25 protein-coding genes and 2 tRNA genes are annotated in these 26,850 nt (G+C 70.1%); 8 read left to right on the forward strand and 19 right to left on the reverse strand.

Annotated features, from left to right (window positions below):
* Nucleotides 1-34 precede the first annotated feature (34 nt).
* Entirely contained in the window at nt 35-2,608 is a 2,574-nt protein-coding gene (locus tag WS57_RS23030) for a DUF6600 domain-containing protein (protein ID WP_069244892.1), read from the reverse strand.
* A 162-nt stretch (nt 2,609-2,770) separates the two neighbouring features.
* Entirely contained in the window at nt 2,771-3,478 is a 708-nt protein-coding gene (locus tag WS57_RS23035) for an ArsR/SmtB family transcription factor (RefSeq protein WP_040128777.1), read from the reverse strand.
* Nucleotides 3,479-3,690: 212 nt separating this feature from the next.
* On the opposite strand from WS57_RS23035, the gene WS57_RS37685 reads away from it, so the two are divergent.
* Nucleotides 3,691-3,831 (forward strand): hypothetical protein, encoded by a 141-nt coding sequence (locus WS57_RS37685; RefSeq protein WP_167361737.1) that lies wholly within the window; start codon nt 3,691-3,693, stop codon nt 3,829-3,831.
* Between the two features lie 110 nt (nt 3,832-3,941).
* The gene (locus WS57_RS23045; protein ID WP_009694641.1) at nt 3,942-4,454 is read left to right on the forward strand and encodes an acyl-CoA thioesterase; all 513 of its coding nucleotides are present in this window, start codon (nt 3,942-3,944) and stop codon (nt 4,452-4,454) included.
* Between the two features lie 89 nt (nt 4,455-4,543).
* Here the strand turns inward: WS57_RS23045 and fumC are convergent, their stop codons facing one another.
* The 3 genes from fumC to WS57_RS23060 form a co-directional block, all read right to left on the reverse strand.
* On the reverse strand, nt 4,544-5,938 hold the full coding sequence (gene fumC / locus WS57_RS23050; protein ID WP_059515414.1) for a class II fumarate hydratase: 1,395 nt from the start codon (nt 5,936-5,938) through the stop codon (nt 4,544-4,546).
* Nucleotides 5,939-6,079: 141 nt separating this feature from the next.
* Nucleotides 6,080-7,468, reverse strand: coding sequence for a multidrug efflux MATE transporter NorM (norM, locus tag WS57_RS23055; RefSeq protein ID WP_009694643.1), 1,389 nt, complete (start codon nt 7,466-7,468; stop codon nt 6,080-6,082).
* A 147-nt stretch (nt 7,469-7,615) separates the two neighbouring features.
* Nucleotides 7,616-7,834, reverse strand: a complete 219-nt coding sequence (locus WS57_RS23060; RefSeq protein WP_009694644.1) for an RNA-binding S4 domain-containing protein — start codon at nt 7,832-7,834, stop codon at nt 7,616-7,618.
* 269 nt (nt 7,835-8,103) lie between these two features.
* On the opposite strand from WS57_RS23060, the gene WS57_RS23065 reads away from it, so the two are divergent.
* On the forward strand, nt 8,104-8,505 hold the full coding sequence (locus WS57_RS23065; protein WP_040126929.1) for a hypothetical protein: 402 nt from the start codon (nt 8,104-8,106) through the stop codon (nt 8,503-8,505).
* A gap of 117 nt (nt 8,506-8,622) precedes the next feature.
* On the opposite strand, the gene WS57_RS23070 is transcribed toward WS57_RS23065, so the two are convergent.
* The 8 genes from WS57_RS23070 to fdxA form a co-directional block, all read right to left on the reverse strand.
* Nucleotides 8,623-9,396: a DUF4088 family protein gene (locus tag WS57_RS23070; RefSeq protein ID WP_009689168.1), complete on the reverse strand. Its 774-nt coding sequence runs from the start codon at nt 9,394-9,396 to the stop codon at nt 8,623-8,625.
* Between the two features lie 161 nt (nt 9,397-9,557).
* A complete protein-coding gene (locus tag WS57_RS23075) occupies nt 9,558-9,896 on the reverse strand; it encodes an AzlD domain-containing protein (RefSeq protein ID WP_069244893.1) in 339 nt (112 codons plus the stop codon).
* On the reverse strand, nt 9,893-10,570 hold the full coding sequence (locus WS57_RS23080) for an AzlC family ABC transporter permease (RefSeq protein ID WP_419468991.1): 678 nt from the start codon (nt 10,568-10,570) through the stop codon (nt 9,893-9,895). Before WS57_RS23080 ends, WS57_RS23075 begins: the two co-directional genes overlap by 4 nt.
* A 282-nt stretch (nt 10,571-10,852) precedes the next feature.
* The gene (locus WS57_RS23085; protein WP_069244894.1) at nt 10,853-11,755 is read right to left on the reverse strand and encodes an AraC family transcriptional regulator; all 903 of its coding nucleotides are present in this window, start codon (nt 11,753-11,755) and stop codon (nt 10,853-10,855) included.
* Nucleotides 11,756-11,810: 55 nt separating this feature from the next.
* On the reverse strand, nt 11,811-12,293 hold the full coding sequence (locus tag WS57_RS23090; protein ID WP_009688973.1) for a CreA family protein: 483 nt from the start codon (nt 12,291-12,293) through the stop codon (nt 11,811-11,813).
* 111 nt (nt 12,294-12,404) lie between these two features.
* A tRNA-Asn gene (locus WS57_RS23095) sits at nt 12,405-12,480 on the reverse strand.
* A gap of 70 nt (nt 12,481-12,550) precedes the next feature.
* Nucleotides 12,551-12,626 (reverse strand) — tRNA-Asn (locus WS57_RS23100).
* 105 nt (nt 12,627-12,731) lie between these two features.
* On the reverse strand, nt 12,732-13,055 hold the full coding sequence (gene fdxA / locus WS57_RS23105; RefSeq protein ID WP_009688972.1) for a ferredoxin FdxA: 324 nt from the start codon (nt 13,053-13,055) through the stop codon (nt 12,732-12,734).
* A gap of 308 nt (nt 13,056-13,363) precedes the next feature.
* Here fdxA and pncB point away from each other — a divergent pair, with 308 nt between their 5' ends.
* The 5 genes from pncB (at nt 13,364) to rmuC (ending at nt 19,350) form a co-directional block, all read left to right on the forward strand.
* Complete coding sequence (gene pncB, locus WS57_RS23110) at nt 13,364-14,563, forward strand: nicotinate phosphoribosyltransferase (RefSeq protein WP_009688971.1); 1,200 nt, start codon at nt 13,364-13,366, stop codon at nt 14,561-14,563.
* Nucleotides 14,564-14,651: 88 nt separating this feature from the next.
* The gene (locus WS57_RS23115; protein WP_059481562.1) at nt 14,652-15,314 is read left to right on the forward strand and encodes a LutC/YkgG family protein; all 663 of its coding nucleotides are present in this window, start codon (nt 14,652-14,654) and stop codon (nt 15,312-15,314) included.
* Nucleotides 15,315-15,364: 50 nt separating this feature from the next.
* Entirely contained in the window at nt 15,365-16,795 is a 1,431-nt protein-coding gene (locus WS57_RS23120; RefSeq protein ID WP_009688969.1) for a sodium:proton antiporter, read from the forward strand.
* A gap of 81 nt (nt 16,796-16,876) precedes the next feature.
* Entirely contained in the window at nt 16,877-17,866 is a 990-nt protein-coding gene (locus tag WS57_RS23125) for a 2-hydroxyacid dehydrogenase (protein ID WP_059515477.1), read from the forward strand.
* Entirely contained in the window at nt 17,863-19,350 is a 1,488-nt protein-coding gene (gene rmuC / locus WS57_RS23130; protein ID WP_059605535.1) for a DNA recombination protein RmuC, read from the forward strand. Before WS57_RS23125 ends, rmuC begins: the two co-directional genes overlap by 4 nt.
* Before the next feature lie 103 nt (nt 19,351-19,453).
* On the opposite strand, the gene WS57_RS23135 is transcribed toward rmuC, so the two are convergent.
* From WS57_RS23135 to WS57_RS23160, 6 genes are all read right to left on the reverse strand, one after another.
* Nucleotides 19,454-19,939, reverse strand: coding sequence for a GNAT family N-acetyltransferase (locus tag WS57_RS23135; protein ID WP_009695171.1), 486 nt, complete (start codon nt 19,937-19,939; stop codon nt 19,454-19,456).
* Nucleotides 19,936-20,211 (reverse strand): hypothetical protein, encoded by a 276-nt coding sequence (locus tag WS57_RS23140; RefSeq protein WP_006401288.1) that lies wholly within the window; start codon nt 20,209-20,211, stop codon nt 19,936-19,938. Before WS57_RS23140 ends, WS57_RS23135 begins: the two co-directional genes overlap by 4 nt.
* Nucleotides 20,212-20,250: 39 nt before the next feature.
* Complete coding sequence (gene glp, locus WS57_RS23145; protein ID WP_069244895.1) at nt 20,251-21,549, reverse strand: gephyrin-like molybdotransferase Glp; 1,299 nt, start codon at nt 21,547-21,549, stop codon at nt 20,251-20,253.
* Between the two features lie 111 nt (nt 21,550-21,660).
* On the reverse strand, nt 21,661-22,278 hold the full coding sequence (mobA, locus tag WS57_RS23150; RefSeq protein WP_059515426.1) for a molybdenum cofactor guanylyltransferase MobA: 618 nt from the start codon (nt 22,276-22,278) through the stop codon (nt 21,661-21,663).
* A 19-nt stretch (nt 22,279-22,297) separates the two neighbouring features.
* Nucleotides 22,298-23,410, reverse strand: a complete 1,113-nt coding sequence (gene moaA / locus WS57_RS23155) for a GTP 3',8-cyclase MoaA (RefSeq protein WP_059515428.1) — start codon at nt 23,408-23,410, stop codon at nt 22,298-22,300.
* A 134-nt stretch (nt 23,411-23,544) separates the two neighbouring features.
* Entirely contained in the window at nt 23,545-26,685 is a 3,141-nt protein-coding gene (locus tag WS57_RS23160; protein WP_069244896.1) for an Rne/Rng family ribonuclease, read from the reverse strand.
* Nucleotides 26,686-26,850: the final 165 nt, after the last annotated feature.

A 26,850-nucleotide genomic window follows, 5' to 3' on the forward strand; every position in this document is an offset into this window, starting at 1 on the left:
GTGCAAGCCGGGTCGGGCCTCGTTGTTTCCGCGCTTATTGGCGATGCCGTTCTTCGCCGTGCGGCGGCGGGTTGTTCGGATGCGGGGCCGGCTGCGGCTGCGGCCGCGGTTCCATGCGGGGGGCCGGCATGGCGGGCCGTGGTTCCATGTGCGGCGCCGGCATCGCCGGTCGAGGCTCCATGCGCGGTGCCGGCTGCGGACGCGGTTCGACGTGCGGCGCGGGCATCGCGGGCCGCGGCTCGAAACGCGGCGCCTGCGGCTGCGGTCGCGGCATGTCGCGTGCTGGGGACGGAGCGCGGAACTCGTTGCCGCGCGACGGCGCGACATCGCGATGCGGCGCGGGCTGCGCGAATTCCGGGCTCGGTCGCGGGGCCGGGGCGGAGCGCTCCGGCCGCGGCTGCGTCGGCGGCTGGAAATCGGGGCGCGGTCGCGGCTGCGGGATCTGCGCAGTGTGGTCGATCGGCGGCTGCGGCAGCGCGCGCGGCGCCGCTTCGCGGACGCCGGGCGCCGCCGGCATGCCGTCCGGATGCACGGTCGGCGCCGCGCCGCGCACCGGCGGCAGGGCGTTCTGGCCTGCGCCGTGGAGCGCGGTCGGCGGCGTCGGGCGTTGCCGTTCCATCGGCGTATGCGGTTGCATCCATGCCGGCGACGGCGCTTCCGCGGCGTGCGCGGCGCCGATGCCGGACGGGCCGTTGGACGCGATCGGCGGGTGCGGGACGCCGTTGCCGGGCGCGAACGCCGGATGCGGCGCCGGGCTGCCGGGCGCCTGCGGTGCGCCGCCGTTCGCGAAGCGCGGCGCGTTCGGGCTTTCACCGTTCATCGGTCGTACGCCGTTCGGCATGACGGGTGCGCGCGCCTCCTGCATCGGCGCGCCCGGGCGGCCGGCCTGCGCCGGCTGTCCTTCGCGCGGCGCATGGGCGGGCTGCACGACCGGGCCGTGCGGATTCACGAGCTGCACGTTGCGCATCGCCCACGCGCCGCCCTGCGGGTTACCCGGCACGCGCACCGGACGCGCGGTGTAGTCGGGCGGCACGCTCGTCTTCACGACGGGCACGCCGGCGCCCGGCACGCGGCCGCCTTGCCGGACGAGATGCGCGGCGGCCGCGTCGCGGTAAGCGGGCGGCACGGCCGGGTTGCGCGTCGCGACGAACGGGTGCTGCGCGATCGCCGCAGGCGGCCGGTAGCTGGCGGTTCGCAGCCCGCCGGTAAAGCTCTGGCGCACTGGTGCAATGCCCGGCGTGCCCGGCATCACGTGCGCGTTGCGCCATTGCTGCGGATCGACGCGCTGCGAGAAGTGCGCGACGGGCTGGCCGTGCACGAACGCGGTGGCCGGCACGGCCGTGATCGCATGCGGCGCGCGGAAGTTCACATAGGTGTTGTGGATGTTGGTGATGTTCGTCACGTTCACGGTCTTGTTCACCGTGACGTTGTTCACCACGATGTTGCGGTTCACGCGATCGTAGTAATGCGGGCTCCAGCCGCCCCAGCCGGGATGCCACGGTTCGCCGGGGCCGAGCGCGAACCACGCGCAGCCGGCCGCGGCCACGCCGCCGACGGTCAGCGCGACGCTCCAGTCGGGACCGCCGCCACCGCCGACGAACGCGACGAGCGCCGGCGCGTAGACCGGCGGCTCGCTGACGGCCATCGGCCCGGGCACCCATGCCCAGCTGTCGTCCACGTACGCCCAGCGACCGTAGTGATACGGCGCGAAGCCCCACGGCGCATCGTCGACCCAGGTCCAGCCCCACGGCGCCTGCCAGATCCAGTGACCGTCGTGATAGGGTGCCCAGTCGGCCGGCGTGTCGTTAGGCACCCAGACTTCGCCGTAGTTCGGCGTTTCGCGCCATGTGCCGTTCGCGTCGAGGTCCTGGTAACCGGGGATGTCGCGCGACACGTAGCGGGCCGAGACCGAGCGGTCCTCGGCCGCGTCGCGGCTGTCGGCCCAGCGATCGAGCGCATCGGGGGCAGGGGCGGGCGCCTGCTGCGCGACCTGCAGGCCGGTGCCGGTGAACACGACCTGCTGCCCCGGCGACAGCGGGTACTGTCCGTTGTTGCCGTACACGGTGGCGCTGCCGCTGCGCACGGTGACCGTGGTGCTCGCGCCGTTCGGCGCGACGTCGACGCGATAGTCGCCGGGCCCGTTGATGCCGAGCGCGAGATTCGGCGTGTCGATTTCGTACGAGCCGCCCGACGGCAGCGCGCGCACATGGGTCGACACGGTGCCGAGCCCGACCTTCAGCTGCGTGGTCGAATCGTCGAGATTCAGCACCGACAGGCTCGTCGATTCGCCGAGCCGCACTGCGGTCGAACCGATGTGCAGCTCCGAGCGCGCGCCGGCATCGTTCCACAGCTGGTCGCCGGTCGTCAGCGGCCGGTTGACGGCCGCATACGACCACGTGTCGGTGCCGGCCGGCTCGGTCGTCACCGCGCCCGACAGATAGTTCAGGCGCGCGACGCGCCCCGGCGGGTCGCCGCCGGGCTGCTGCGCGGCGGCTGCGTAGGGCGCGGCACTCGTCGATTGGGCAAAGGCGGGCGGGAAGGCGGCGAACGCCGCGACAGCGAGCAACGTGACGCGGGTGATGCGTTTCAGCGCGAACAAGGTGGCCATGGTGAACGTCGTAGTCGTGATCGCGGCGCGTCGATTCGTGCCGTTGAATTCACAATATCCGCTCGGCCTGTTTCAGTGCGCGGTGTTTTGTAAGTCGGATGGCTCGCGATGTAACAAAACCTGTCCGGCGCGCCCCGTTGTCGTGCCGGTGCAATGCCGGCGTCAAGCGGCCGTAAGCCACGCATCGAAAGCCTGCTGTCCCGGCACCGTCACGCGCAGCACGCGCGGCCGTGCGGTGCGTTCGATCCAGCCGTGCTCGCAGAAGCTGTCGAGCAGCGCCGCGCCGAGCGCGCCGCCGAGATGGGCGCGGCGTTCGCTCCAGTCGAGGCAGCCGCACGCGAAGCGGCGTCGGCGCGTGCGCTGCTGCGCGACGTCGATGCCCCAGCGCGCGAGTGCCTGCGTGCCGAGCTCGGTGGTCTCGATCGCGTCGCCGTGGGCCTGCAGCCAGCCGCGCGCGGTGAGCCCGTCGAAGATGCGTACCGCGAGTTCGCCGGCCATGTGGTCGTAGCAGGTGCGCGCGTAGCGCAGCTCGGCCGGCACCGTGCGCGACGGCGGCGGCACCGGGCGGTGCGGCGCGGCCGCGCGCGCGACGTTCGCAAGCGCCTCGAGCGACGCCGCGATGTCGACCGACGCGATCCGGTAATAGCGGTGCCGGCCGCGCACGTCGAGCGCGAGCAGGCCGCCTTCGGTCAGGCGCGCGAGATGCGCGCTCGCCGCGGACGGCGACAGCCCGGCGATCATCGTCAGTTCGCCGGCCGGCCGTGCGCTGCCGTCCATCAGCGCCCATAGCATCGCGGCGCGCCCCGGGTCGGCGATCAGCGCGCCGATGCGGCTGAGGCCCGGAAAGTGGTGGTCGTCTTGATCGGTCATCGTCGTGCCTCGTCGGAGCTGCGGCCCGCGCCATGCGCGGCGGATGATCAGCAGTGTAGGCGCTGTCCGCATTCGATGTTTCGCGTTCGGCTGAAATGTCGGATGCAGCGCCGGCGGGGGCCGCGCATGCGGCGAGCGGGGCGCGTAGCGCGGCGCGCGTAGAATGGGCGGACGCGGCGGCACGGGGCCGCCGCACGCGACACGATGCGATGATGAAGACGCTTTTCTGCCTGTTGGCGGCCGCGCTCGTTTGCGCGGCCTGTGCGCAGGGCGGCACGGGTGCCGCCGGCGAGCGGGGCGGCAGCCTCGAGATGTACGGCACGATCGACCAGGGCATCACGGTGCGGCGCTGATCCCTGCCTGTCGGGCCGGGCCGCCGCGCGGGGGCCGGGCCGCGACGCGTTGCCGCAGCGCAACGTATAATGCGCCGATTACAGCGCCCATGCCGCCTGGAGCCAACAAGATGTCCCAACCGTCCCCCGTGCCGGCCGCCCTCGACCGCACCGAAACCGTATTCCGCTTCCTCGCCGAGCCGTCGTCCGTGAACTTCGGCGGCAAGGTGCATGGCGGCGCGCTGATGAAATGGATCGACGAGGTCGCTTACGCATGCGCGGCAGTCTGGTCGAGCCGCTATTGCGTGACGGTCAGCGTCGGCAACATCCGCTTCCAGCGCCCGATCCTGGTCGGCAACCTGGTCGAGTTGAAGGCGCGCGTCGTCGCGACCGGGCGTACCAGCATGCACATCCACGTGTCCGTGCATGCGGGCGACCCGAAGGGCGGCGTGTTGCGCCAGACGACCGACTGTCTCGTCGTGTTCGTCGCGGTCGACGAGAACGGCAACCCGCTGCCGGTCCCGACGTTCGTGCCCCAGACCGACGAGGAGAAGCGCCTGGCGAAGTATGCGATGGACGTGCGCGCGGCGCTCGACAAGATCGTCGAGATGAAGCCGGAAGAGGTCGCGAAGGGCGAGATCTGACGGTTCGGGGGCGGCGTCGCCCCCGCTGCCGTGCAGGTATCGCGCGCCGGACCTCGCCGCCGACGCGTGCAGCGGGTCAGGGCGTCGGTTCAGCGCGTGCCGATCATCTGCTCGGGACGCACCCACGCATCGAATTCCGCGTCGGTCAGGTAGCCGAGCGCGAGCGCGGCGGCCTTCAGCGTCGTGCCTTCCTTGTGCGCCTTCTTCGCGATCTGCGCGGCCTTGTCGTAGCCGATATGCGGGTTGAGCGCCGTCACCAGCATCAGCGATTCGTTCAGCAGCAGGTCGATGCGCGCACGGTTCGGCTCGATGCCCACCGCGCAATGATCGTTGAAGCTCTGCGCGCCGTCCGCGAGCAGCCGCACCGACTGCAGCACGTTGTGCGCGATCATCGGCCGGAACACGTTCAGCTCGAAATTGCCGCTCGCGCCGCCGACGTTCACCGCGACATCGTTGCCGAACACCTGGCAGCACAGCATCGTCACGGCTTCCGACTGCGTCGGGTTCACCTTGCCCGGCATGATCGAGCTGCCCGGCTCGTTCTCCGGGATCGACAGCTCGCCGAGCCCGCAGCGCGGCCCGCTCGCGAGCCAGCGCACGTCGTTCGCGATCTTCATCAGGCTCGCCGCGACGGTCTTCAGCGCACCGTGCGCGAATACCAGCGCGTCGGCGGCCGCCATCACCTCGAACTTGTTCGGCGCGGTCGCGAACGGCAGCTTCGTCAGCCGGCCGATCTCGTCGGCGACGCGCACCGCGAATTCCGGATGCGCGTTCAGGCCGGTGCCGACCGCGGTCCCGCCGAGCGCGAGCTCGTACAGGTGCGGCAGCGCCGATTCGACGTGCCGGATGCCCTGGTCGAGCTGCGCGACGTAGCCGGAGAATTCCTGGCCGAGCGTGAGCGGCGTCGCATCCTGCAGGTGCGTGCGGCCGATCTTCACGATATCGGCGAAGGCCTTCGATTTCGCGTCGAGCGTCGCGCGCAGCGTGCGCAGCGCGGGCAGCAGATGGTTGACGATCGCGTACGCGGCCGCGACGTGCATCGCGGTCGGGAACACGTCGTTCGACGACTGGCCGCGGTTCACGTCGTCGTTCGGATGGACCTTGCGCGCTTCGCCGCGCTCGCCGCCCATCAGTTCGCTGGCGCGGTTCGCGATCACCTCGTTGAGGTTCATGTTGGTCTGGGTCCCGGAGCCGGTCTGCCAGACGGCGAGCGGGAACTCGCGCGGATGCTTGCCGGCGATGATCTCGTCGGCCGCGGCGATGATCGCCTGAGCCTTGTCGTCGGCCAGCACGCCGAGCGACTGGTTCACGGCGGCCGCCGCGCGCTTGACGATCGCGAGCGCGTGGATCAGCTCGGGCGACTGCTTCTCGGTCGAGATCCGGAAATTCTGCAGCGAGCGCTCGGTCTGCGCGCCCCAGAGCCGGTCGGCCGGCACGGCGATTTCGCCGAACGTGTCGCGTTCCATCCGAACTGCTTCGTTCATGATGCACTCCTCCTGGAAAGGGGAAAGGCCGCGCGGCGCGCGGCGTCGGGCGTATCGTGGGGCGGTCGCGCCGCACGCGCGGCGTCTTCGGGCTTCAACCGACAAGCATAGCGCCGGTCGCGATTTCGCGTCGCGTCGGGCTCAGCGCACCGCTGCGGCAAGCGACGCGCTCTTCAGATGAAAGCGACACGCCAGCAGCACGGCGACGCTCGCGAGGCCGGCCGCGAGCCCCCACCACAGGCCGCGCGCGCCGAGGCCCGCATGGAACGCGAGCCAGTAGCCGGTCGGAAAGCCGATGCCCCAGTAGCCGAAGGTCGCGGCGAGCATCGGGATGCGTGTGTCTTTCAGCCCGCGCAGCGCGCCGGACGCGACGGTCTGCATCCCGTCGACGATCTGGAACACCGCGGCGATGCCGAGCAGCGACGCGGCGAGCGACACCGTGGCCGCGTTGGCCGGATCGTCGAGATGCAGGTACAGGCCGACGATCGCATGCGGCGCGACGATCAGCACGAGGCCCGACAGCGACATGAACGCGACGCCGAGCCCCAGCGCGACGAAGCCCGCATGGCGCGCGGCGACCGGCGCGCCCGCGCCGACCCAGTAGCCGACCCGCACGTTGGCGGCCTGGCCGATCGCGAGCGGCACCATGAACGCGACCGACGCGACGTTCAGCGCGATCTGGTGCGCGGCGAGCGAGGTCGCGCCGAGCACGCCGATGGTCAGGCCGGTGGCGAGAAACAGCGTCGATTCGACCCCGTACGTGATCGCGACCGGCCAGCCGATGCCGATCAGCTCGCTCATCACGGGCAGCTTCGGGCGCGCGGCGGTCACGAAGTGACGGAAGCGCTGCCGGCCGTGCAGCAGCCAGATCAACGCGAGCGCGGTGAGCCAGATGGTGATCGTCGTCGCGACCGCCGAACCGAGGAAGCCGAGGCGCGGCAGCCCGAATGCGCCGTGGATCAGCCCGTAGTTCAGCACGCCGTTGACGCCGACCCCGCCGATCGAGACCCACAGCAGCCGCCGCGCCGCACCGATCGCGGGCAGGAACGCCCGCATCAGCCCGACGCCGATCAGGCTGCCGAGCGCCGCGAAGCGCAGCACGCCCGTGTACTCGCCGACATGATGGGCGAGCGTCGGCGGCTCGTGGAACATCAGCAGGATCGGTTCGGACAGCGACAGCGCGACGATCGCCGGAATCGCGAGCAGCACCGACAGCACGAAACCGGTCCAGTAGATGTGCGGCACGCGGTGATCGGCCTGCGCGCCGCGCGCGTGCGCGACGCTGACGCTCACCGACGACAGCACGCCCTGCAGCACCGTCACGATGACGAAGAAGAAGTTCGCGCCGAGCCCGCCCGCCGCGAGCGAATCGGGGCCGAGCGAGCCGAGCAGCACCGTGTCGGTGACGCTCATCGCCATCTGCGAGAGCTGCGCGATCGCGAGTGGCGCGGCGAGGCGAGCGGTATCGGCGGCGTGACTGGACAGGGACGGCGGCGCGGCGGCCGTCCGCGTGAGACCGGAATGCGACATGGCGTGGACGCGCGGGTGCGGGCCCGCGCTTGTGGTTCTATTTTGTGAGAAAGCAAGCTTACGGCTTTATTGACACCCTGTCGAACCTGCGTCGATGGCCACGTCGCGCGCAGGGGGATGCGCGGCGGCGGCCGGCTGCGGTCGCGGCTACGCGTCGTGCACCGCGATGCGCGTGTCGCCGAGCAGCACGACCTGGCCCGCGCGGATCTTGCAGGTCTTGCGCAGCTCGACCGCGCCGTCGACTTTCACCGCGCCGGACGCGACGATCATTTTCGCGGTGCCGCCGCTGTCCGCGAGGCCGGTGATCTTGAGAAGGCTGTGCAGCTCGACGTAGTCGCCGGTCAGCGTGAAATCCAGGTTGGGCATGACGAAGAACGCGCGCGGCGCGCGCGAGGAAGGGAAGCAATCGCCCGCATCATACGGCACCGCGGGCCGTCGCGCGAGCGCGGCCGGGCAGTTGTTAGAGACTGTGAGCGATTCGTCAGCAAATGAAACGGTGGGTAACAGTCTGAGAAATCCGAGAACCGGCCGTGCGAGCCGCGGGTCTGTTCGCGTACCTGCTGCGTGTTGCGGCAGGGGACGCGACGGAGCGCAGCGACGCGCTTCGCGCCCACAACTTCTTGAGGAGGATTGTCATGTCCAAGATTCGTACGATGCTGATCGGTGCCGCGCTGACGGCGTTCGCCACTTCGGCCGCATTCGCACAGACGGGCGCGGCGGCGCAGGGTTCGGCCGGTGCCGGCATGCAGGCGCAGACGCCTGCGGCGGGCGTCGGTGCGGGCGCGCAGGGCAGCGCCGGCGCGAACGCGTCGGGCAATGCCGCCGGCACGGCGACGGACGCGGTCGGCACCGCGGCGGACGGCGCAAAGGATACGGCTGCGTCGGCCGTTCACTCGACCAAGAAGCACGCGAAGCATGCCGCGAAGTCGGCCAAGCATCACGCCGGTTCGGCGAAGACGAAGGCTGGCGAGGCGGCGGACGGCGATGCATCGGCCGGCGTGCAGGGCGGCGCATCGGCCACGGGCGCCACGCAGTAAGCGGTGCCCGGACGCCGCACGACGCCCGCCCCGGACGGCGCGTCGTGACGGCGCTTGCCGGACGGCCCGGTTCGCCTGCGCGCGAACCGGGCCGTTTTCATGGGCGCGCGCGGCCGGTCACGGCCGGCGCGGCCCGGATCCCTGGCCCTGCGGCGCACGCGCGGCCGGCGCGAACACGCTGCGCAGCCACGCGGCGAGCCGCGCGAACACGTCGTACGGCTCCTCGACGAAAATCTCGGGTTTCAGCAGCCGCAGGTATTCCATGATCTGCTGCGCTTCCTGTTTCTGGAACGAGCCGTGCGAGAGCCCGAGCCGCAGCAGGCCGCGCAGTTCGCCGAGCTTGTCGCGCGCGGCGCTGCCCACGCTCATCTCGCACGCGAGCTTCGCCTCGTAGATCCGCTGCCGCAGCGATTCGGCAAGGCGCCACGCGGGCGTCTGCATCATTTCCTCGAGCGTCTGGATGTCGTGCACCGCGCTCTTGATCTGCGCGGCGAGCGGGTCGACCAGCGACGCATCCGCCTGCGCTTCGGCGACGATCGCCTTCGCCCAGTCGCGGCACGCCTTCGCGAGCTCGTCGGGCGTCCATTCGGCGCGCGATGCGAAGCCGAAGCCGAAATCGCCGGCCTGCCGCATCAGGATCGCGACGACGTCCGGGAATTCCTTGTCGAGCGTGCGCTTCGCCCACGCGTACTGGCCGCCTTCGAGCATCCGCTGCACCGCATGCTCGGTCAGCGGCACCATGTTGTCGAGCAGCTTGGCGCGCAGGAAGTCCTCGAACGACGGCGTCGCGAACTGCGGGTCGAGCTTCAGCGATACGCGCACGAACGCGTCGTAGTCCTTGCGCAGGGACGCGACGGTGTCGTCCTTCAGGGATAGGGTGATCTGGCCCATGAATCATCTCGATGGCGGGCCTGCGCGCGCGGCGGACGAGGCGGCGCGCCGGGGCCGGGCGCCGCGTCGACGAGCCGGTTCGCGCCGAGGCCGATGGCGGGTCTTCTCTCCCTATATCGGCGCGCGGGCCGCAAACTTGAGCGCGCGCCGGTGCGGCGCGCTCAGGCCGCCGGCCAGTGCGGCAGCACGAGGCCCTGCCACAGGAAGAACACCGCGAGCCCGACCGCGATCGTCACGAGCGGGCGGCGCGTCGTCGCCGACACGAGCACCGCGGCGAGCCCGCCGATCAGCTGCGGGTTGCGCCAGCTCAGTTCGGCCGCGCCGCCGTGCGGCGACACGACCATCGGCACGATGATCGCGGTCAGTACGGTCACGGGCACGAAGCCGAGCGCGGTCCGCACGAGCGGCGGGAAGACCAGCCGTTCGCCGAACAGGAACAGCGTCGTGCGGATCGCGTAGGTGATGACGGCCATGCCGAGGATCAGCAGCGCGTAGCTCACGATGCCGTCTCCGTGCGGGAACCGGCGCGCGTGCGCGCATGCAGCAGCGTGAGCGCGACGCCGACCGCGACGCCGGCCGCAACCGCGCCGAGCAGCCCGAGCTTGTACGGCCAGCCCTGCCAGAAGTACGCGAGCGTGCCGGCCGTCGCGGCAGCCGCGAAATAGCGCAGCGTGCCGAGCTGCGGGACGACGATCGCGATGAAGGTCGCCGCCATCGCAAAGTCGAGACCGAGCGACTGCAGCCCGGGGAACGCCGCGCCGAAGCCGATGCCCGCGAGCGTCCAGACCTGCCAGTTCAGGTACATCGCGAGCCCCGAGCCGAAGAAGTAGTGGGGGCCGATCGTGCCGGGCGGGAAGTGACGGTAGTGCGCGTACGCGACCGCGAACACCTCGTCGGTCATCAGCGCGCCGAGCGTCGCGCGCCAGCGCAGCGGCAGGTGCGCGACGTACGGCGCGAGCGTCGCGCTGTACAGCAGATGGCGCAGGTTCACGATCAGCGTGGTCGCGAGCACGACGATGAAGCTCGCGCTGCCGGCGATCAGGCCGAGCGCGATGAACTGCGCGGAGCCCGCGAACACGGCGAGCGACATCAGCACGCCGTGCCACGCGGCGAGCGGGCCGCCGGCGACGAGCGTGCCGAAGATCACGCCGAACGGGGCGGCGCCGACCATCATCGGAATCGTGTCGCGCGCGCCGTCGAGCCATTCGTCGAGCGGGCGCCGCGCGGGTGGTCGCGGTATCGAATTCAAGATGCCTCCTCCATGTGCGGAAGGATAGCGGGCGGGCGCGCGGGCGGCTTGTACGTTCTTGCGGCGGGGTGGCGGTGTTTCGACGGGGCGCCGACGGCGTCGGGCGCGGGCGGGCGAAGCGGCTGCGCGGCGGGTTGCGAGGTGGGCTGCGACACGGGCTGCGGAGCGGGCGGTGACACGGCCGGTCGTGACGCCGGCGTTGCCGCGTCAGCGCGCCTGCCAGCGTCCGGGCGGCACGCCGAACATCCGCTTGAAGTGCCGCGTGAAATGGCTCTGGTCGACGAAGCCGCTGGCCGCCGCGACCTCGGCGACCGGCGCGCCCGCACGTAGCGGCGCGAGCGCGCGCTGCAGCCGCAACTGGTTGCGCCAGGCATGCGGCGGCATGCCGGTCTCGCGCGTGAACAGCCGGGCCGCGTGGAAGGGCGACAATCCGGCCGCCTGCGCGACGTCGGCGAGCGTCACCGTGCCGGCGAGATCGGCGGCGAGCCGCTCGCGCATCGCTGCGACGCGCGGCTCGTCGGCCGCGAGCGGTGCCGGTTGCGGCCGCACGTCCGCATGACGCACGATCAGCGTCGACAGCGCGTCGAGCATCGCGGTTTCGGCGGCGAGCGGATCGTAGATGCGCGGCGCGCCGGACGGCGGCCCGCTGTCGGTCGGCTCCGTGTGCGCGTGCGAGGTCCGCACCTGTTCGCTGCCGGCTTCCATCATCCGGTGCGCGAGCGCGAGCCGCGCCGCGAGATCGGCGTCGCGGATCACGCCGGGCGCGAACCACGGCGCATCCTGCGGACGGCCGACGATCGCGTCGGCGAGCGCGCGGATGAACTCGACGGGCACATAGCTGACGCGATAGCACCAGCCTTCGTCGACTGCACGCGAGCCCGTGTGCACTTCGCCGGGGTTGATTACGGGCACGCTGCCCGTTTCCGCGACGTAGCCGTTGCCGCGATAGGTGAAGCGCTCCGCGCCTTCGAGGATCACGGGAATCGTGTACGCGTCGTGCCAGTGCGGCGCGAACGCATGGTCGCGATAGGTGGCCGTGAGCAGATCCGCGTCGGGCAGCAGCGGCGTGCGCCAGTAGCGGGCGGCGTCTCGAAGGCGGGAGGCGGGCATGGTCGGGCGCGGGAGCGGTCGAACCGACAGTGTATCGCTCGCGCGCAGGCGCGGCTTACTTGACCGGAATCGTCGTGCCGGCCGGCATCGGCACCGCGGTGACCGAGTTTTTCGGGCTGCCGCTGACGATGCGGTCGCTGTAGGTCAGGTAGACGAGCGTGTTGCGCTTCTTGTCGACCACGCGCACGACATGCAGCGTCTTGAAGATGAACGACATGCGTTCGCTGAACACGTCGGTCTGCTGTTTGAGCGGTTCCTTGAAGCTGATCGGGCCGACCTGGCGGCACGCGATCGACGCTTCGCTCGGATCCTCGGCGACGCCGAGCGTGCCCTTGATGCCGCCGGTGCGCGCGCGCGACACGTAGCAGGTCACGCCGCTCACGAGCGGGTCGTCGTACGCTTCGACGACCACCCGATCGGAGCCCGTCACGCGGAAATGAGTGTTGACGCTGCCGACTTCCTCCGCATGCGCGAGCGGCGCGGCGGCAAAGGCGGAGACGAGGAGGGCGGACGCGGCGGAAAGGAAACGGTGCTTCATCGACGGAACCGGAGGCGAATGCGGGACAGAAACTCTAGCATGCGCGACACCGGGCGGCGGAACGGCACCGGAAAAACAAAAGGCCCGTCGAATGACGGGCCTTTCGCTGTCTGGCTCCCCGACCTGGGCTCGAACCAGGGACCTACGGATTAACAGTCCGGCGCTCTACCGACTGAGCTATCGGGGAATAAATCGGTACATCTGCAGTTGCGTTGTCACTAAAAAACCCGTCTACCTGCAACGGGCCTTGGTGTTTTTGGCTCCCCGACCTGGGCTCGAACCAGGGACCTACGGATTAACAGTCCGGCGCTCTACCGACTGAGCTATCGGGGAACAAACAACAACAGCAGAGAAACGAGATTGTATGGAGCGTTGGCTAACCTGTCAATACTTTTGAGCGACGATGCTCAAAAAATTTTTTGCAGGCCCGCCGTTCGATCAGCGCTCGAGCAGGTGCAGCTTGTCCTGCACGTCCTTCCACTCGTCCGCGTCGGCCGGCGCCGGCTTCGTCTTCGTGATCGACGGCCAGTTCTTCGCCAGCTCGGCATTCAGCGCGGTGAACTGTTGCTGGTCGCCCGGAACGTCTTCTTCGGCATAGATCGCATTGGTCGGGCACTCGGCCACGCACACGGCGCAGTCGATGCACTCGTCCGGATCGATGGCGAGAAAGTTGGGACCTTCACGGAAGCAATCCACCGGGCACACATCCACGCAATCCGTGTATTTGCACTTGATGCAGCCTTCGGTCACAACGTGAGTCATTAAAACGCTCCTGCTTGGCGGTGTCGGTATATATGGGGTGGCGTTTGCGCCAAAAGCGGCATTGTAACTGAAGCGCAAAACCCGCATGGGCTGGTCGGCTTTCCGGCTTATACCGTTTCGTGATTAGTTTATGGAACATCGCCCGGGAAGCGTGTCCGGTACCGCCGGCGCCGCGCGCGGCGCGCGCGTGCGACGCGACGGGGGGAGGCGGTTTCACGATGGTCGGGCACGCATTCGGGTAACATGGCCGACAGGCCGGGCGGCGCGCGGTGCGCCGACCCTGTCACGCTACTGGCGGTGCCGTCATCATGATCATCACTTCGCTGCTCGACACGGATCTCTACAAATTCACGATGATGCAGGTCGTCCTGCATCACTTCCCGGCCGCAAGCGTCGAATATCGTTTCAAGTGCCGCACGCCCGGCGTCGATCTCGTGCCGTACATCGACGAGATCCGCGACGAGGTGCGCGGGCTGTGCGCGCTGCGGTTCTCCGACGTCGAACTCGACTACCTGCGGCGGATGCGCTTCATCAAGAGCGACTTCATCGATTTCCTCGCGCTGTTCCACCTGAACGAGAAGTACATTTCGATCACGCCTTCGCCGAAGGGCAACGGCGAGATCGACATCGAGATCAAGGGCCCGTGGCTGCACACGATCCTGTTCGAGATTCCGGTGCTCGCGATCGTCAACGAAGTCTATTTCCGCAACACGCAGAGCACGCCCGACTATCGCGAAGGCCGCGAACGGATGCGCGAGAAGATCAAGCTGCTCGGCGCGAAACCCGAATTCGCCGACTGCAAGATTGCCGACTACGGCACGCGCCGGCGCTTCTCGAAGGTCTGGCACGAGGAGGTCGCGCTGACGCTGCGCGACGGGCTCGGCCCGCAGTTCGCGGGCACCAGCAACGTGTTCTACGCGATGAAGCACGGCCTCACGCCGCTCGGCACGATGGCGCACGAATACCTGCAGGCCTGCCAGGCGCTCGGCCCGCGGCTGCGCGATTCGCAGACCTACGGCTTCGAGATGTGGGCGAAGGAATACCGCGGCGATCTCGGGATCGCGCTGTCGGACGTCTACGGGATGGACGCGTTCCTGAACGACTTCGACATGTACTTCTGCAAGCTGTTCGACGGCGCGCGCCACGACTCGGGCGACCCGTTCGAGTGGGGCGAGCGGATGATCCGCCATTACGAGGCGAACCGCTGCGACCCGCGTACCAAGGTGCTGGTGTTCTCGGACGCGCTCGACATCCCGAAGGTCCTGCAGTTGTACGAACGGTTCCGCGGCCGCTGCAAGCTCGCGTTCGGCGTCGGCACGAACCTGACCAACGACCTCGGCTACGTGCCGCTGCAGATCGTGATCAAGATGGTTCGCTGCAACGGCCAGCCGGTCGCGAAGCTGTCGGATTCGCCGGGCAAGAGCATGTGCGACGACAAGGCGTATCTCGCGTACCTGCGCCAGGTGTTCGGCATCGCGCAGCCGGTGGACGACGACGCGTCGAAGTAGGCGCCGGCCGTTCGGCCGGAAGTGCGTGACGCAAGGGGCGGCCGGTATAATCCGCGGGTATCGAACGCCAACGTCACGAGGACGCTTCATGGACACTTCCGCTGCCCGTCGCAACATCCTCGCGCGCATCCGTGCGGCGCAGGGCCGCGCGGCCGAGCCGGATGCGGCGGAACGCGACGGCGTCGCCGACTACCTCGCCCGACATCCGCAGGGGCCGCGTCCGCCCGCACCGGCCGATCTCGTCGCCGCATTCGCGCAGGAGGCGGCCCGCATGGCGACCACCGTCGACGAAGTCGCGGCGCTCGCCGACGTGCCGGCTGCCGTCGCCCGCTATCTGGCCGGGCACGGCTTGCCGACGCGCGCCGTCGCGTGGCGCACGCTGGCCGAGCTGGACTGGGCGGCCGCGGGGCTGTCCGTCGAATGCCGCAAGCCCGCCGACGGCGATCTCGTCGGCCTGACCGGTTGCTTTTGCGCGACCGCGGAAACCGGCTCGCTCGTGCTGTTGTCCGGTCCGGACACCTATGCATCCGCGGGCCTGCTGCCGGAAACGCATATCGCGATCGTGCCGGCATCGCGCATCGTCGCCGGCCACGAGGACGCGTTCGCGCTGATCCGCGCGGAGCGCGGCGAATTGCCGCGTGCGGTCAATTTCGTATCCGGCCCGTCGCGCACGGGCGACATCGAGCAGACCATCGTGCTGGGTGCGCACGGCCCGTATCGCGTGCACGCGATCGTCGTGCGCGGCGCATGAAGCGCGCGTCGCCTTCACCGACACTCATCAACAACAAAGGAAGACTCCGCATGAAACGACATGCCGCGTGGGCGGGCATGGCGTCGGGGGCCGCGCTCGGCGCGGTTCCCGCGCTCGCATCGGCCGCTACACTCGACGGCGCCACGCTGTCCGCACTCTGGGGCATCCCGTTCGCCGGGATCCTGCTGTCCATCGCGCTGTTCCCGCTCGTCGCGCCGGTGTTCTGGCATCACCATTTCGGCAAGATCGCCGCCGCGTGGGCGGTCGCGTTCCTGGTGCCGTTCGCGTTCGCGTTCGGCGCGGGCACCGCGTTCGGTACGCTCGTGCACGCGCTGCTCGAGGAATACATTCCGTTCATCGTGCTGCTGACCGCGCTGTATACGGTCGCGGGCGGCATCTGCGTGAACGGCAACCTGCACGGCACGCCGAAGCTCAATACCGCGATCCTCGCGCTCGGCACGCTGCTCGCGAGCGTGATGGGCACGACCGGCGCCGCGATGCTGCTGATCCGGCCGCTGCTGCGCGCGAACGACAACCGCAAGCACGTCGTGCATGTCGTGATCTTCTTCATCTTCCTCGTCGCGAACGCGGGCGGCTCGCTGTCGCCGCTCGGCGATCCGCCGCTGTTCCTCGGCTTCCTGAACGGCGTGAGCTTCTTCTGGACGACCACCCACCTCGCGCTGCCGATGCTGTTCATCTGCGCGGTGCTGCTGGCGCTGTTCTTCGCGCTCGACACGTATTTCTACCGGAAGGGCGGCGAGGAGCGGCCGGCCGCGCTCGACCCGACGCCCGACGGCGTCGCGCTGTCGATCGACGGCAAGATCAACTTCGTGCTGCTCGCGGCCGTGGTCGGTCTCGTGCTGATGAGCGGCGTCTGGAAGCCGGGCATCACGTTCGACGTGTGGGGGACGCACGTCGCGCTGCAGAATCTCGTGCGCGACGTCGCGCTGCTCGGCGTGACGCTCGCGTCGCTCGCGCTGACGCCGCGCTCCGCGCGCGAGGGCAACGCGTTCAACTGGGCGCCGATCGAGGAAGTCGCGAAACTGTTCGCGGGGATCTTCGTGACGATCGCGCCGGTGATCGTGATCCTGCGCGCGGGCGCGGACGGCGCGTTCGCGCAGATCGTCCATCTCGTCACCGGGCCGGACGGCCGGCCGATCGACGCGATGTACTTCTGGGCGACGGGCCTGCTGTCGTCGTTCCTCGACAACGCGCCGACCTACCTGGTGTTCTTCAACCTCGCGGGCGGCGACGCGCAGACGCTGATGACGACCGGCGCGACGACGCTCGCGGCGATTTCCGCCGGCGCGGTGTTCATGGGCGCGAACAGCTATATCGGCAACGCGCCGAACTTCATGGTGAAGGCGATCGCGGAGTCGCGCGGCGTGAGGATGCCGAGCTTTTTCGCGTATCTCGGCTGGGCGGTCGTCGTATTGGTACCGGTGTTCGTGCTGACGTCGTGGATCTTCTTCACGGCGTAGGCTGACAAATTTCAACCCGCGCGGGCGGTCCCGGCGGCGCATGGCGCGCCGGGGCGCGGTCCGCGGCATGCGGAGATGGCGATGCAGAAGATTCTGGTCGCACGTCCGATCTTTCCGGACGTGATCGAGCGGCTCGAGCAGTATTTCGAGGTCGATTGGAACAATGGCGATGCCCTCGCACCCGACGCGCTCGCCGCGCGCCTGGCCGACAAGGACGGCGCGCTGACGGCGGGCGATCCGGTCGGCGCGGCGACGCTCGCGGCGGCGCCGCGGCTGCGCGTCGTGTCGAACATGGCGGTCGGCTACAACAACTTCGACATGGCGGCGTTCAACGCGGCGAACGTGCTCGGCACCAACACGCCGGACGTGCTGAACGAGTCGACGGCCGATTTCGGCTGGGCGCTGATGATGGCGGCCGCGCGCCGGATCGCCGAGTCGGAGCACTGGCTGCGCGCCGGTCACTGGCGGAAGTGGGCGTACGACGGCTTTCTCGGCAGCGACATCTACGGCTCGACGCTCGGCGTGATCGGCATGGGCCGCATCGGCCAGGCGCTCGCGCGGCGTGCGCGCGGCTTCGGGATGCAGGTGCTCTATCACAACCGCTCGCGCGTCGCGCCGGAGATCGAGGCCGAACTGAACGCCGAATACGTGTCGAAGGACGCGCTGCTCGCGCGCGCCGATCACGTCGTGCTCGTGCTGCCGTATACGAAGGAGAACCATCACACGATCGGCGCGGCCGAACTCGCGAAGATGAAGCCCACCGCGACGCTGACGAACATCGCGCGCGGCGGGATCGTCGACGACGCGGCGCTGGCCGTCGCACTGCGCGACGGGACGATCGCCGCGGCCGGCCTCGACGTGTACGAAGGCGAGCCGACCGTGCATCCGGCGCTGCTCGAAGTGCCGAACGTCGTGCTGACGCCGCACATCGCGAGCGCGACCGAAAAGACCCGTCGCGCGATGGCCAATCTCGCCGCCGACAACCTGATCGCCGCGCTGGGCGAAGGGCCGCGCGCGGGGCAGCCGCCGAATCCGATCAACCCTGACGTGATCGGGAAGCCGCGCGCATGACGATCACGTTGTTGCTGGCGACGCTCGTCGTGCTGGCCGTCGCGCTGGCGGTGGCGATCGTCGCGATCGTGCGCGGCGGCGGCCGCCACGACGACGCGGCCATGCTCGGCGACCAGATCGAGGACGCCGCGCACGCGCAGGCGCGCGCGGTCGAGCGGCTCGAACGCGAGCTGCGCGGCGAGATCGTCGAGAACGCGCGCGGTTCGCGCACCGAGCTGGCCGGCAGTTTCGCGCAGCTTCAGCAAACGCTCGCCGCGCAGCTGACGAGCGTCGCGACCGTGCAGAACAACCAGATCGAGGGCTTCGCGCAGCAGCTCGGCAAGCTCGTCGCGGGCAACGCGCAGCAGTTCGACGCGATGCGCGAGAGCGTGCAGCGCCAGGCGCAGCAGGCGCGCGAGGAGCAGACGGCCGCGCTGCGGCTGTTCGGCGACACGCTGCACCGGCAGCTCACGCAGCTGACCGAGGCGAACGACCGCCGGATCGGCGAGGTGCGTGCGACGCTCGAACAGCGGCTGAAGGAAATCGAGACGAACAACGCGGCGAAGCTCGAGGAAATGCGCCGCACCGTCGATGAGAAGCTGCACGCGACGCTCGAGCAGCGGCTCGGCGAATCGTTCAAGCTCGTGTCGGACCGGCTCGAACAGGTGCATCGCGGCCTCGGCGAGATGCAGACGCTGGCGGCCGGCGTCGGCGACCTGAAGAAGGTGCTGACCAACGTGAAGACGCGCGGCACCTGGGGCGAAGTGCAGCTCGAGGCGCTGCTCGAACAGATGCTGACGCCCGACCAGTATGCGAAGAACGTCGCGACGGTGCCGAAGAGCAGCGAGCGCGTCGAATTCGCGATCCGGCTGCCGGGCCGCGACGCCGGCGCGCGCGATGCGGCGCCGGTGTGGCTGCCGATCGACGCGAAATTCCCGCGCGAGGATTACGAGCGGCTGATCGATGCGCAGGAGCGCGCGGATGCGGTGGCGGTCGAAGACGCGGCGCGCGCGCTCGAGGCGCGCGTGCGGCTCGAGGCGCGCACGATCGCCGAGAAGTACGTCGCGCCACCGCACACGACCGATTTCGCGCTGCTGTTCCTGCCGACCGAAGGGCTTTACGCGGAGATCCTACGTCGTCCGGGGCTGACCGACCTGCTGCAGCGCGACTACCGCGTGACGGTGGCCGGCCCGACCACGCTGACCGCGCTGCTGAACAGCCTGCAGATGGGGTTCCGCACGCTGGCGATCGAGAAGCGCTCGAGCGAGGTGTGGCAGGTGCTCGGCGCGGTGAAGACGGAGTTCGGCAAGTTCGGCGACGTGCTCGCGCGCACCAAGTCGCAGCTCGAAACGGTCACGCGCTCGATCGAAGCCGCCGAGCAGCGCACGCGCGTGATGAACCGCAAGCTGAAGCAGGTCGAGGCGCTGCCGGGCGACGCGGCAGGCGGCTTGCTCGGCGCGGAAGCGGCCGACGCAGCGGAAGGGGCCGACGCGGACGAAGCCTGATGCTCGCCGCGACGCAAGGCCGGCCCGGCCGAAAGCGCCCGAACCGGCTCGCGCCGATCGGGCGCTTTTCTGTTTGCGGAGGCCGAAGGGCGGCGCCTGCCGCTCAACGTCCGGCGAGCGTGTCCAGCGCGTCGCCCGTCATGCGCACGATGCGCCATTCGGGCAGCACGGTCGCGCCCATCTTCTCGTAGAACTCGATCGCCGGCTGGTTCCAGTCGAGCACCGACCATTCGAAGCGTGCGCAGCGGCGCTCGACGGCCAGCGCCGCGAGCCGCTTCAGCATCGCGGTGCCGAGGCCCGTGCCGCGCTGCGACGGCTGCACGTACAGGTCCTCGAGATACAGGCCGCGGCGGCCGACGAACGTCGAATAGTTGTGGAAGAACAGCGCGTACGCGACGAGCGCGCCGTCGCGCTCGGCCACCAGCGCTTCGGCGGCGGGATGGGCGCCGAACAGCGCGTCGGCGAGATCGGCCTCGGTCGCGACGAACAGGTGCGTGAGCTGCTCGAATTCGGCCAGCTCGCGCATCAGCGCGAGCATCGCGCCGACGTCGCGCGCTTCGGCCGCGCGGATCAGCGGCATCTCGCTCACGCTTCCTCCGGCGGATCGGACAGCACGATTTCGATGCCGCCGAAGCGCGATGCGACCCAGTTGTACGCATGGCACGCGATCCACAGCAGCACGAAGCCGAGGATCGCATTCAGCAGCAGCGCGCTCAGGATCGTGCTCAGTTCGACCATCCCGTAGCGGACATAGGCGACCAGGATGCCGAGCAGCACGATCGGCACGCTGAACGTCAGATAGACGAGGATCAGCGCTTTCGCGGTCTGCCCCGCGGCGATCGACGAGATTTGTTTTTTCATGTGCGGATTGCCCCCGTAGAGAGATGCCGATAGTTGAATTCAGATCAGGCCGTCGAGCGGCAGGATGTCGACCGGGGCGCCCGCGTCGACTGCCGCGGTATCGTGGCCCAGGACGATGAAACAGTTGGCGGCCGCCAGCCCGCTCAGCGACGCGGAGCTCTGCGAGCCGGCCGGCGCGACCTGCCAGCCGCCGTCGGCGGCGCGCGTCGCGATGCCGCGCAGGTATTCGGTGCGGCCCGGGCGCTTCTTCAGCGCCTGCGTGCTGAGCGCCGTGTACATCGCCGGCGGCGGTACGTGCGCGCCGGCCAGCGTCAGCAGCGCGGGGCGCACGATCGCGTAGAACGTCACGGCCGAGGCGACCGGGTTGCCGGGCAGCCCGAAGAACAGCGCGTGGCCCGCGGCGCCGGCCGGGCGCGCGAGCGTGCCGCATGCGAGCGGCCGCCCGGGCCGCAGCGCGAGGCTCGCGAACCTGACGTCGCCGAGCCGCGCCATCACGTCGCGCGTGAAGTCGGCTTCGCCGACCGATACGCCGCCCGACGTGATCACCGCGTCGGCCTGCGCGGCGACGGCGTCGCGCAGCGCGGTTTCGAGCGCGGCCGGATCGTCGCGCACGATGCCGAGATCGAGTACGTCGACGTGCCGCCGTTCGAGCATCGCGACCAGCATGCCGCGATTGCTGTCATACAGCGTGCCGCGCTCGAGCGTGGCGCCCGGTTCGCGCAATTCGTCGCCGGTCGAGAATACGGCGACGCGCACGCGGCGGCGCACCGCGACGTGCGTGACGCCGAACGACGCGAGCAGGCCGAGGTCGGACGGGCGCAGGATGCGGCCCGCGGCGAGCGCGCAGGCGCCGCGCGCGAGATCCTCGCCGGCCTTGCGGCAGTTCGCGCCGCGCGCGACGTCGTGCGCGGCGAAGCGAATCGTGTCGCCGTCGACGCGCACGCGCTCCTGCGGAATCACCGTGTCGCAGCCGGCCGGCATCGGCGCGCCCGTCATGATGCGGATGCATGCGCCGGCCGGCACGGCGCCGTCGAACGGATGACCGGCGAACGCGGTGCCGGCGACGGCCAGCACGATCTCGCGCTGCGTCGGTGCGGACGGGCAGGCGCTCGCGTCGAATGCATAGCCGTCCATCGCCGAGTTGTCGTACGCGGGCATGTCGAACGGCGCGTTCACGTCGGTCGCAAGCACGCGGTCGAGCGCGTCGCGCAGCGGCACCGTGTCGCACGCGTCGACCGGCACCGCGAAGCGGCATGCGAGCGCCTGCGCGTCCGCGAGCGACAGCGGTGCGTCGGAATCGGGTGCGGAGCGGGAGGCGGGCGAGGATTGCGTGATCATCAGTCGGACTGCGCCGCAAGGCGTATCGGGTTCGTGGCCGGTGGCGCGAGAAGGGCGCATCAGCGCGGGGTCGCGAGCGGCGGGCGGCGCGCGGGAACGGTGCCGGCGCCGTCAGCGACGGGCAAGCGCGGCCAGTTCCTGCCAGGAGTTGGCATTGTAAAACGCACGCTCGTCGCGAAACTCGACTTCGACCGTCTTGTGGCGTGCGTACCACGCACGCACCTTGCGGTCGCCGGCCGTGAGGCGCGCGGCGAGATCGTCGGCCAGCGACGTGCGCAGCAGCGCGAAAGTCGGCTGCGGCGCGCGCGCGTGCTGCGCATCGACGCTCACCGCCATCGCGATGTCGGCGTGCTGCGCGTCGAGCGCCGTGCGCAGCCGCGCGACGAGGTCGGCCGGCAGGAACGGCGAATCGCAGGGTGCGCACGCGACGAGCGGCGCGCGCGCCGCGCGCATGCCGGCGAGCAGCCCCGCGAGCGGGCCGGGGAAATCGGGCGTCAGATCCGGTACGACGCGCGCGTCGAACGGCGCGCCGAGCTCGGCATAGCGGTCGGGATGGCGGTTCGCGCTGATCAGCAGTTCGTCGACCTGCGGCGCGAGCCGGCGCAGCACATGCAGTGCGAGCGGCGTGTCGTCGAGCAGCTGCAGGCCCTTGTCGACGCCGTCCATGCGCGTCGCGCGCCCGCCGGCGAGCAGCAGGCCGGCGATCGACGGGGCGCGGGAAGCGGTCATCGGGCGAAGGCGGCGCGCGTCAGCCGCCGATGTAGGACATTTCGACGCGCTTGCGCTCGCCGTCGGGCGCGTCCGCCGCCGCTGCGCTGCCGCGCAGCTGCGAATAGCGGTCGGTGCGGGCCTGCCAGATGCGGGCGATCGCGGTCGCGATCTCGGCGTCGGTCGCGCCGCCGCGCACGAGCGCGCGCAGGTCGTGGCCGGCCGATGCGAACAGGCACAGGTACAGCTTGCCTTCGGTCGACAGCCGGGCGCGCGTGCAGTCTCCGCAGAACGCCTGCGTGACGCTCGAGATCACGCCGATCTCGCCGCTGCCGTCCGCATAGCCCCAGCGCTGCGCGGTCTCGGCCGCCGTATGCGCCTCGAGCGGCACGAGCGGGAAATGCTCGGCGATCCGCGCGACGACGTCGGCGGACGGCAGCACCTCGGTCATGTTCCAGCCGTTCGAGGTGCCGACGTCCATGTATTCGATGAAGCGCAGGATCACGCCGGTGCCGCGAAAACGCTCGGCCATCGGCAGGATCTCGCCGTCGTTCGTGCCGCGCTTGACGACCATGTTCACCTTGACGGGGGCGAGGCCCGCGGCCTGCGCGGCGAAGATCCCGTCGAGCACGTCGGCGCTCGCGAAATCGGCGTCGTTCATGCGCCGGAACAGGGTGTCGTCGAGCGCGTCGAGGCTGACCGTCACGCGCGTGAGGCCGGCGTCCTTCAGTGCGCGCGCCTTGCGCGCCAGCAGCGAGCCGTTGGTCGTCAGCGTCAGGTCGAGCGGACGGCCGTCGCGCGTCGTCAGGCGCGCGAGACGCTCGATCAGGAATTCGAGGTTCTTGCGCAGCAGCGGCTCGCCGCCCGTGATGCGGATCTTCTCGACGCCGTGCGCGACGAAGATCCGCGCGACGCGCTCGATTTCCTCGTGCGTGAGCAGCGCGCTGTGCGGCAGGAACGGATAGTCCTTGTCGAACACCGCGCGCGGCATGCAGTACACGCAACGGAAGTTACAGCGGTCCGTCACCGAGATGCGCAGGTCGCGCAGCGGCCTGGCGAACGTGTCGGCCAGCGTGCCGTCCGGCGCGTGCGCAACGCCGGAAACGTCGGGTACGCCGCTGACGTCGGCTAGGGGAATGATGCGTCGGGACATGTCGAAAGAAGTGCGAGCCAAGCTTCTATTTTAGCGGGTTGCCCGCGTCGAGGCCCGGGGCGGAAACCCGCAGGCCCCGGACATGAAAAAGCCCCGCCGGCGGCGGGGCTTTTCCGGGTCATGCGATGCGCCGCTTAGCGATGCATCGTTTCGACCTGCTGCATCGGGGTCGCATCGACCGGCGGCAGCGGCTTGCGTTCGCGCGGCGCGCGGACCGGACGCGGCAGTCGCGCCGCGGCTTCCTGCGCCGCGCGGAACTTCTCGGCGTCCGTGTTCACCCACACGAGGCCGGCCTGCTCGAGCACGACCTCGAGGCTTGCCGAAGCAGGCGCCGGGGCGATGGCGGGCGCCGGAGCCGGTGCCGGCTCCGGTGCAGCGGCGGCCGCGACGGGCTCGACCGGCACCGCTTCGACGCGAACCGGCTCGACAACTGCCGGTGCGGCTTCGGGTGCGACGGCCGGTGCCGGTGCGGCGACCGGCGCGGCTTGCGGCGCTTCGACTGCAGCCGGGGCTACCGGGGCTGCCGGTGCAGCCGGCACTTCGAACGCGTCGGTCGGCGAAACCGCGACCGGAGCGGGGCCGGCTTCGGCCTCGACGGCCGGTGCAGCCGGCGCCGCTGCTTCGACGACGGCGGGTTCCGCCGCCGCGACCGGTGCCGCCTCGACCGCAGCCGGTACCGGCTGGGTCTCGGCAACGACCGGAGCCACCGGCTCGGCGTGCTGTTCGACCGCTTCCGCGACGACGGCGCCTGCTGCTGCCACGGCGGCCACGGCTGCCGGAGCGGCCGCATGCGCCGGTTCGGCAGCCGGCGTCACCGCCTGCGCTGCGGCTTCGCCGTCCGTGCCTTCGGCACCGCCGGCGACTGCGCCTTCATCCTCGCGCTCGCGACGGCCGCCGCGACGGCCGCGACGGCGACGACGGCGTTCCTCGCCGGCGGCTTCGGTGTCGGCTGCCGCATCGGCGCCGGGCAGGGCGGTTGCCGCGACCTTGTCGGCTTCGTCCTGTTCCGGATGGCTTTCGCCGCGGTTGACGGTCTCGAGCGTGGCCGCGTGCTGGGTCGGCTTGCGGCGCTCGCCGCGTTCGCGACGCTCACCGCGCTCCTGGCGCTCGCCGCGGCCGGCTGCCTCGACGGCTTCCGGCTGCTCGACGCGCTCGCGCGGTTCGCGGTTCTCGCGGGCTTCGCGCGGCTCGCGGTTTTCACGCGGCTCGCGGCCTTCACGACCTTCGCGCTGGCCACGGCCTTCGCGGCCTTCACGGCCCTCCCGACCTTCGCGACCTTCGCGATTTTCACGCGGCTCGCGCGCTTCCTTGCCTTCGCGTTCCTGGCGCTGCGGCTGGCCGCGACCGGCTGCGGCCTGGTCGCGACCGCCTTGCGCCTGCTGGGCGTTGCCGCCACGGCGGTTGCGATTGCGATCGCCGCCGCGCTCACCGCGCTGCTCGGTCTTCTCGGTACGCTCGCCGCGGGCCGGACGGGCAGCCTGCTCCTTCGCCGGTGCCGGCGCCGGTGCGACCGGCGCGGGCGCCGGAGCCGGCGACAGGCCGAACAGCCCCTTCAGCCAGCCGACGAAGCCGCCGCTCGCCACCGGGGCGGGTGCGGGCACCGGGGCCGGTGCAACCGGTTCGGCTGCGCGTTGCGGCGCCGGGCTCGGGGCCGGACGCTCGGGCGTGATGCCCTTGACCGCGGCTTCCTGCTTCGGCTTCACGTCGGCCGCGCGCTTGCTGTAGCCGGTTTCCGACTCCAGTTCGCGCGCCGCTTCCTCGGCCATCTTCCACGAGGCGCGCGGATCGTCGAGGCGTGCGTCATCGTGGCGCAGGCGCTCGAGCTTGTAGTGCGGCGTATCGAGGTGCTTGTTCGGGATCAGCACGATGCCGACCTTGAAGCGCGACTCGATCTTGTTGATTTCCTGGCGCTTTTCGTTGAGCAGGAAGGCGGTCACCTCGACCGGCACCTGGCAGTGGATCGCCGCGGTGTTTTCCTTCATCGCTTCTTCCTGAATGATCCGCAGCACTTGCAGCGCGGACGATTCGGTGTCGCGGATGTGGCCCGTGCCGTTGCAGCGCGGGCAGGTCACGTGGCTGCCTTCCGACAGCGCCGGACGCAGGCGCTGGCGCGACAGCTCCATCAGGCCGAAGCGCGAGATCTTGCCCATCTGCACGCGCGCACGGTCGTGCTTGAGCGCGTCCTTCAGGCGCTGCTCGACCTCGCGCTGGCTCTTCGCCGATTCCATGTCGATGAAATCGATCACGATCAGGCCGCCGAGGTCGCGCAGGCGCAGCTGGCGGGCGACTTCGTCGGCCGCTTCGAGGTTGGTGCGGGTCGCCGTTTCCTCGATGTCCGCGCCCTTGGTCGCGCGGGCCGAGTTCACGTCGATCGCGACGAGCGCTTCGGTGTGGTCGATCACGATCGCGCCGCCCGAGGGCAGCGGCACCGTGCGCGAGTACGCGGTCTCGATCTGGTGCTCGATCTGGAAGCGGGAGAAGAGCGGCACGTCGTCGTGGTAGCGCTTCACCTTGCTGACATTGTCCGGCATCACGATATCCATGAATGCACGGGCCTGGTCGTAGATCTCGGTCGTGTCGATCAGGATTTCGCCGATGTCGGGCTGGAAATAGTCCCGGATCGCGCGGATCACGAGGCTCGATTCCAGGTAGATCAGCATCGGCTGGCCGGGATGACCGTTTTGCGATGCCGCTTCGATCGCGCGCCACAGTTGCAGCAGGTAGTTCAGGTCCCACTGCAGTTCCTCGGCGCTGCGGCCGATGCCCGCGGTGCGGGCGATCATGCTCATGCCGTCGGGAATCTGCAGCTGCGCCATGGTCTCGCGCAGTTCCTGGCGCTCGTCGCCTTCGATCCGGCGCGACACGCCGCCGCCGCGCGGATTGTTCGGCATCAGCACGAGGTAGCGGCCGGCGAGCGAGATGAAGGTCGTGAGGGCCGCGCCCTTGTTGCCGCGCTCCTCCTTCTCGACCTGGACGATCAGCTCCTGGCCTTCGCGCAGCGCGTCCTGGATGCGCGCGGAGCGCATGTCGACGCCTTCCTTGAAGTACTGGCGGGCGACTTCCTTGAACGGCAGGAAGCCGTGGCGGTCTTCGCCGTAGTTGACGAAGCAGGCTTCGAGCGACGGCTCGATGCGGGTGATGACACCTTTGTAGATATTGCCTTTGCGCTGTTCGCGCCCGGCTGTCTCGATGTCGATGTCGATGAGCTTTTGCCCGTCGACGATGGCGACGCGCAGCTCCTCCTGCTGCGTCGCATTGAACAGCATGCGTTTCATGAACGACTCCAGGCGGCTCTACCGGCGGCGCTTCGCGGTTGTCAGTCGCGAAGACGGGGACGACGGCAGGCCGCGCCTTGTTGTGTTGTCACGAGCACGCTGGAGCGGGAACGATGGCGGGGAGAATTGCCTGAAGAGGCGCTTGGGCCCCGAACGACGGGACCG

Source organism: Burkholderia pseudomultivorans, from assembly GCF_001718415.1.
In the GTDB taxonomy this organism is placed as follows: Bacteria; Pseudomonadota; Gammaproteobacteria; order Burkholderiales; family Burkholderiaceae; genus Burkholderia; species Burkholderia pseudomultivorans_A.

What these genes read in the sequence shown, in the direction of transcription:
- WS57_RS23125 (WP_059515477.1), top strand. Translation starts at nt 16,877, where the DNA reads ATGCAGAAGATTCTGGTCGCACGTCCGATCTTTCCGGACGTGATCGAG.
- WS57_RS23085 (WP_069244894.1), bottom strand. Translation starts at nt 11,755, where the DNA reads ATGCCCGCCTCCCGCCTTCGAGACGCCGCCCGCTACTGGCGCACGCCG.
- WS57_RS23160 (WP_069244896.1), bottom strand. Translation starts at nt 26,685, where the DNA reads ATGAAACGCATGCTGTTCAATGCGACGCAGCAGGAGGAGCTGCGCGTC.
- WS57_RS23140 (WP_006401288.1), bottom strand. Translation starts at nt 20,211, where the DNA reads ATGAAAAAACAAATCTCGTCGATCGCCGCGGGGCAGACCGCGAAAGCG.
- norM (WP_009694643.1), bottom strand. Translation starts at nt 7,468, where the DNA reads ATGTCGCATTCCGGTCTCACGCGGACGGCCGCCGCGCCGCCGTCCCTG.
- WS57_RS23065 (WP_040126929.1), top strand. Translation starts at nt 8,104, where the DNA reads ATGTCCAAGATTCGTACGATGCTGATCGGTGCCGCGCTGACGGCGTTC.
- WS57_RS37685 (WP_167361737.1), top strand. Translation starts at nt 3,691, where the DNA reads ATGAAGACGCTTTTCTGCCTGTTGGCGGCCGCGCTCGTTTGCGCGGCC.
- mobA (WP_059515426.1), bottom strand. Translation starts at nt 22,278, where the DNA reads ATGACCGCTTCCCGCGCCCCGTCGATCGCCGGCCTGCTGCTCGCCGGC.
- WS57_RS23080 (WP_419468991.1), bottom strand. Translation starts at nt 10,570, where the DNA reads ATGATGGTCGGCGCCGCCCCGTTCGGCGTGATCTTCGGCACGCTCGTC.
- rmuC (WP_059605535.1), top strand. Translation starts at nt 17,863, where the DNA reads ATGACGATCACGTTGTTGCTGGCGACGCTCGTCGTGCTGGCCGTCGCG.
- WS57_RS23035 (WP_040128777.1), bottom strand. Translation starts at nt 3,478, where the DNA reads ATGACCGATCAAGACGACCACCACTTTCCGGGCCTCAGCCGCATCGGC.
- WS57_RS23115 (WP_059481562.1), top strand. Translation starts at nt 14,652, where the DNA reads ATGGACACTTCCGCTGCCCGTCGCAACATCCTCGCGCGCATCCGTGCG.
- WS57_RS23120 (WP_009688969.1), top strand. Translation starts at nt 15,365, where the DNA reads ATGAAACGACATGCCGCGTGGGCGGGCATGGCGTCGGGGGCCGCGCTC.
- moaA (WP_059515428.1), bottom strand. Translation starts at nt 23,410, where the DNA reads ATGTCCCGACGCATCATTCCCCTAGCCGACGTCAGCGGCGTACCCGAC.
- fdxA (WP_009688972.1), bottom strand. Translation starts at nt 13,055, where the DNA reads ATGACTCACGTTGTGACCGAAGGCTGCATCAAGTGCAAATACACGGAT.
- WS57_RS23060 (WP_009694644.1), bottom strand. Translation starts at nt 7,834, where the DNA reads ATGCCCAACCTGGATTTCACGCTGACCGGCGACTACGTCGAGCTGCAC.
- WS57_RS23030 (WP_069244892.1), bottom strand. Translation starts at nt 2,608, where the DNA reads ATGGCCACCTTGTTCGCGCTGAAACGCATCACCCGCGTCACGTTGCTC.
- WS57_RS23090 (WP_009688973.1), bottom strand. Translation starts at nt 12,293, where the DNA reads ATGAAGCACCGTTTCCTTTCCGCCGCGTCCGCCCTCCTCGTCTCCGCC.
- WS57_RS23045 (WP_009694641.1), top strand. Translation starts at nt 3,942, where the DNA reads ATGTCCCAACCGTCCCCCGTGCCGGCCGCCCTCGACCGCACCGAAACC.
- WS57_RS23070 (WP_009689168.1), bottom strand. Translation starts at nt 9,396, where the DNA reads ATGGGCCAGATCACCCTATCCCTGAAGGACGACACCGTCGCGTCCCTG.
- fumC (WP_059515414.1), bottom strand. Translation starts at nt 5,938, where the DNA reads ATGAACGAAGCAGTTCGGATGGAACGCGACACGTTCGGCGAAATCGCC.
- pncB (WP_009688971.1), top strand. Translation starts at nt 13,364, where the DNA reads ATGATCATCACTTCGCTGCTCGACACGGATCTCTACAAATTCACGATG.
- glp (WP_069244895.1), bottom strand. Translation starts at nt 21,549, where the DNA reads ATGATCACGCAATCCTCGCCCGCCTCCCGCTCCGCACCCGATTCCGAC.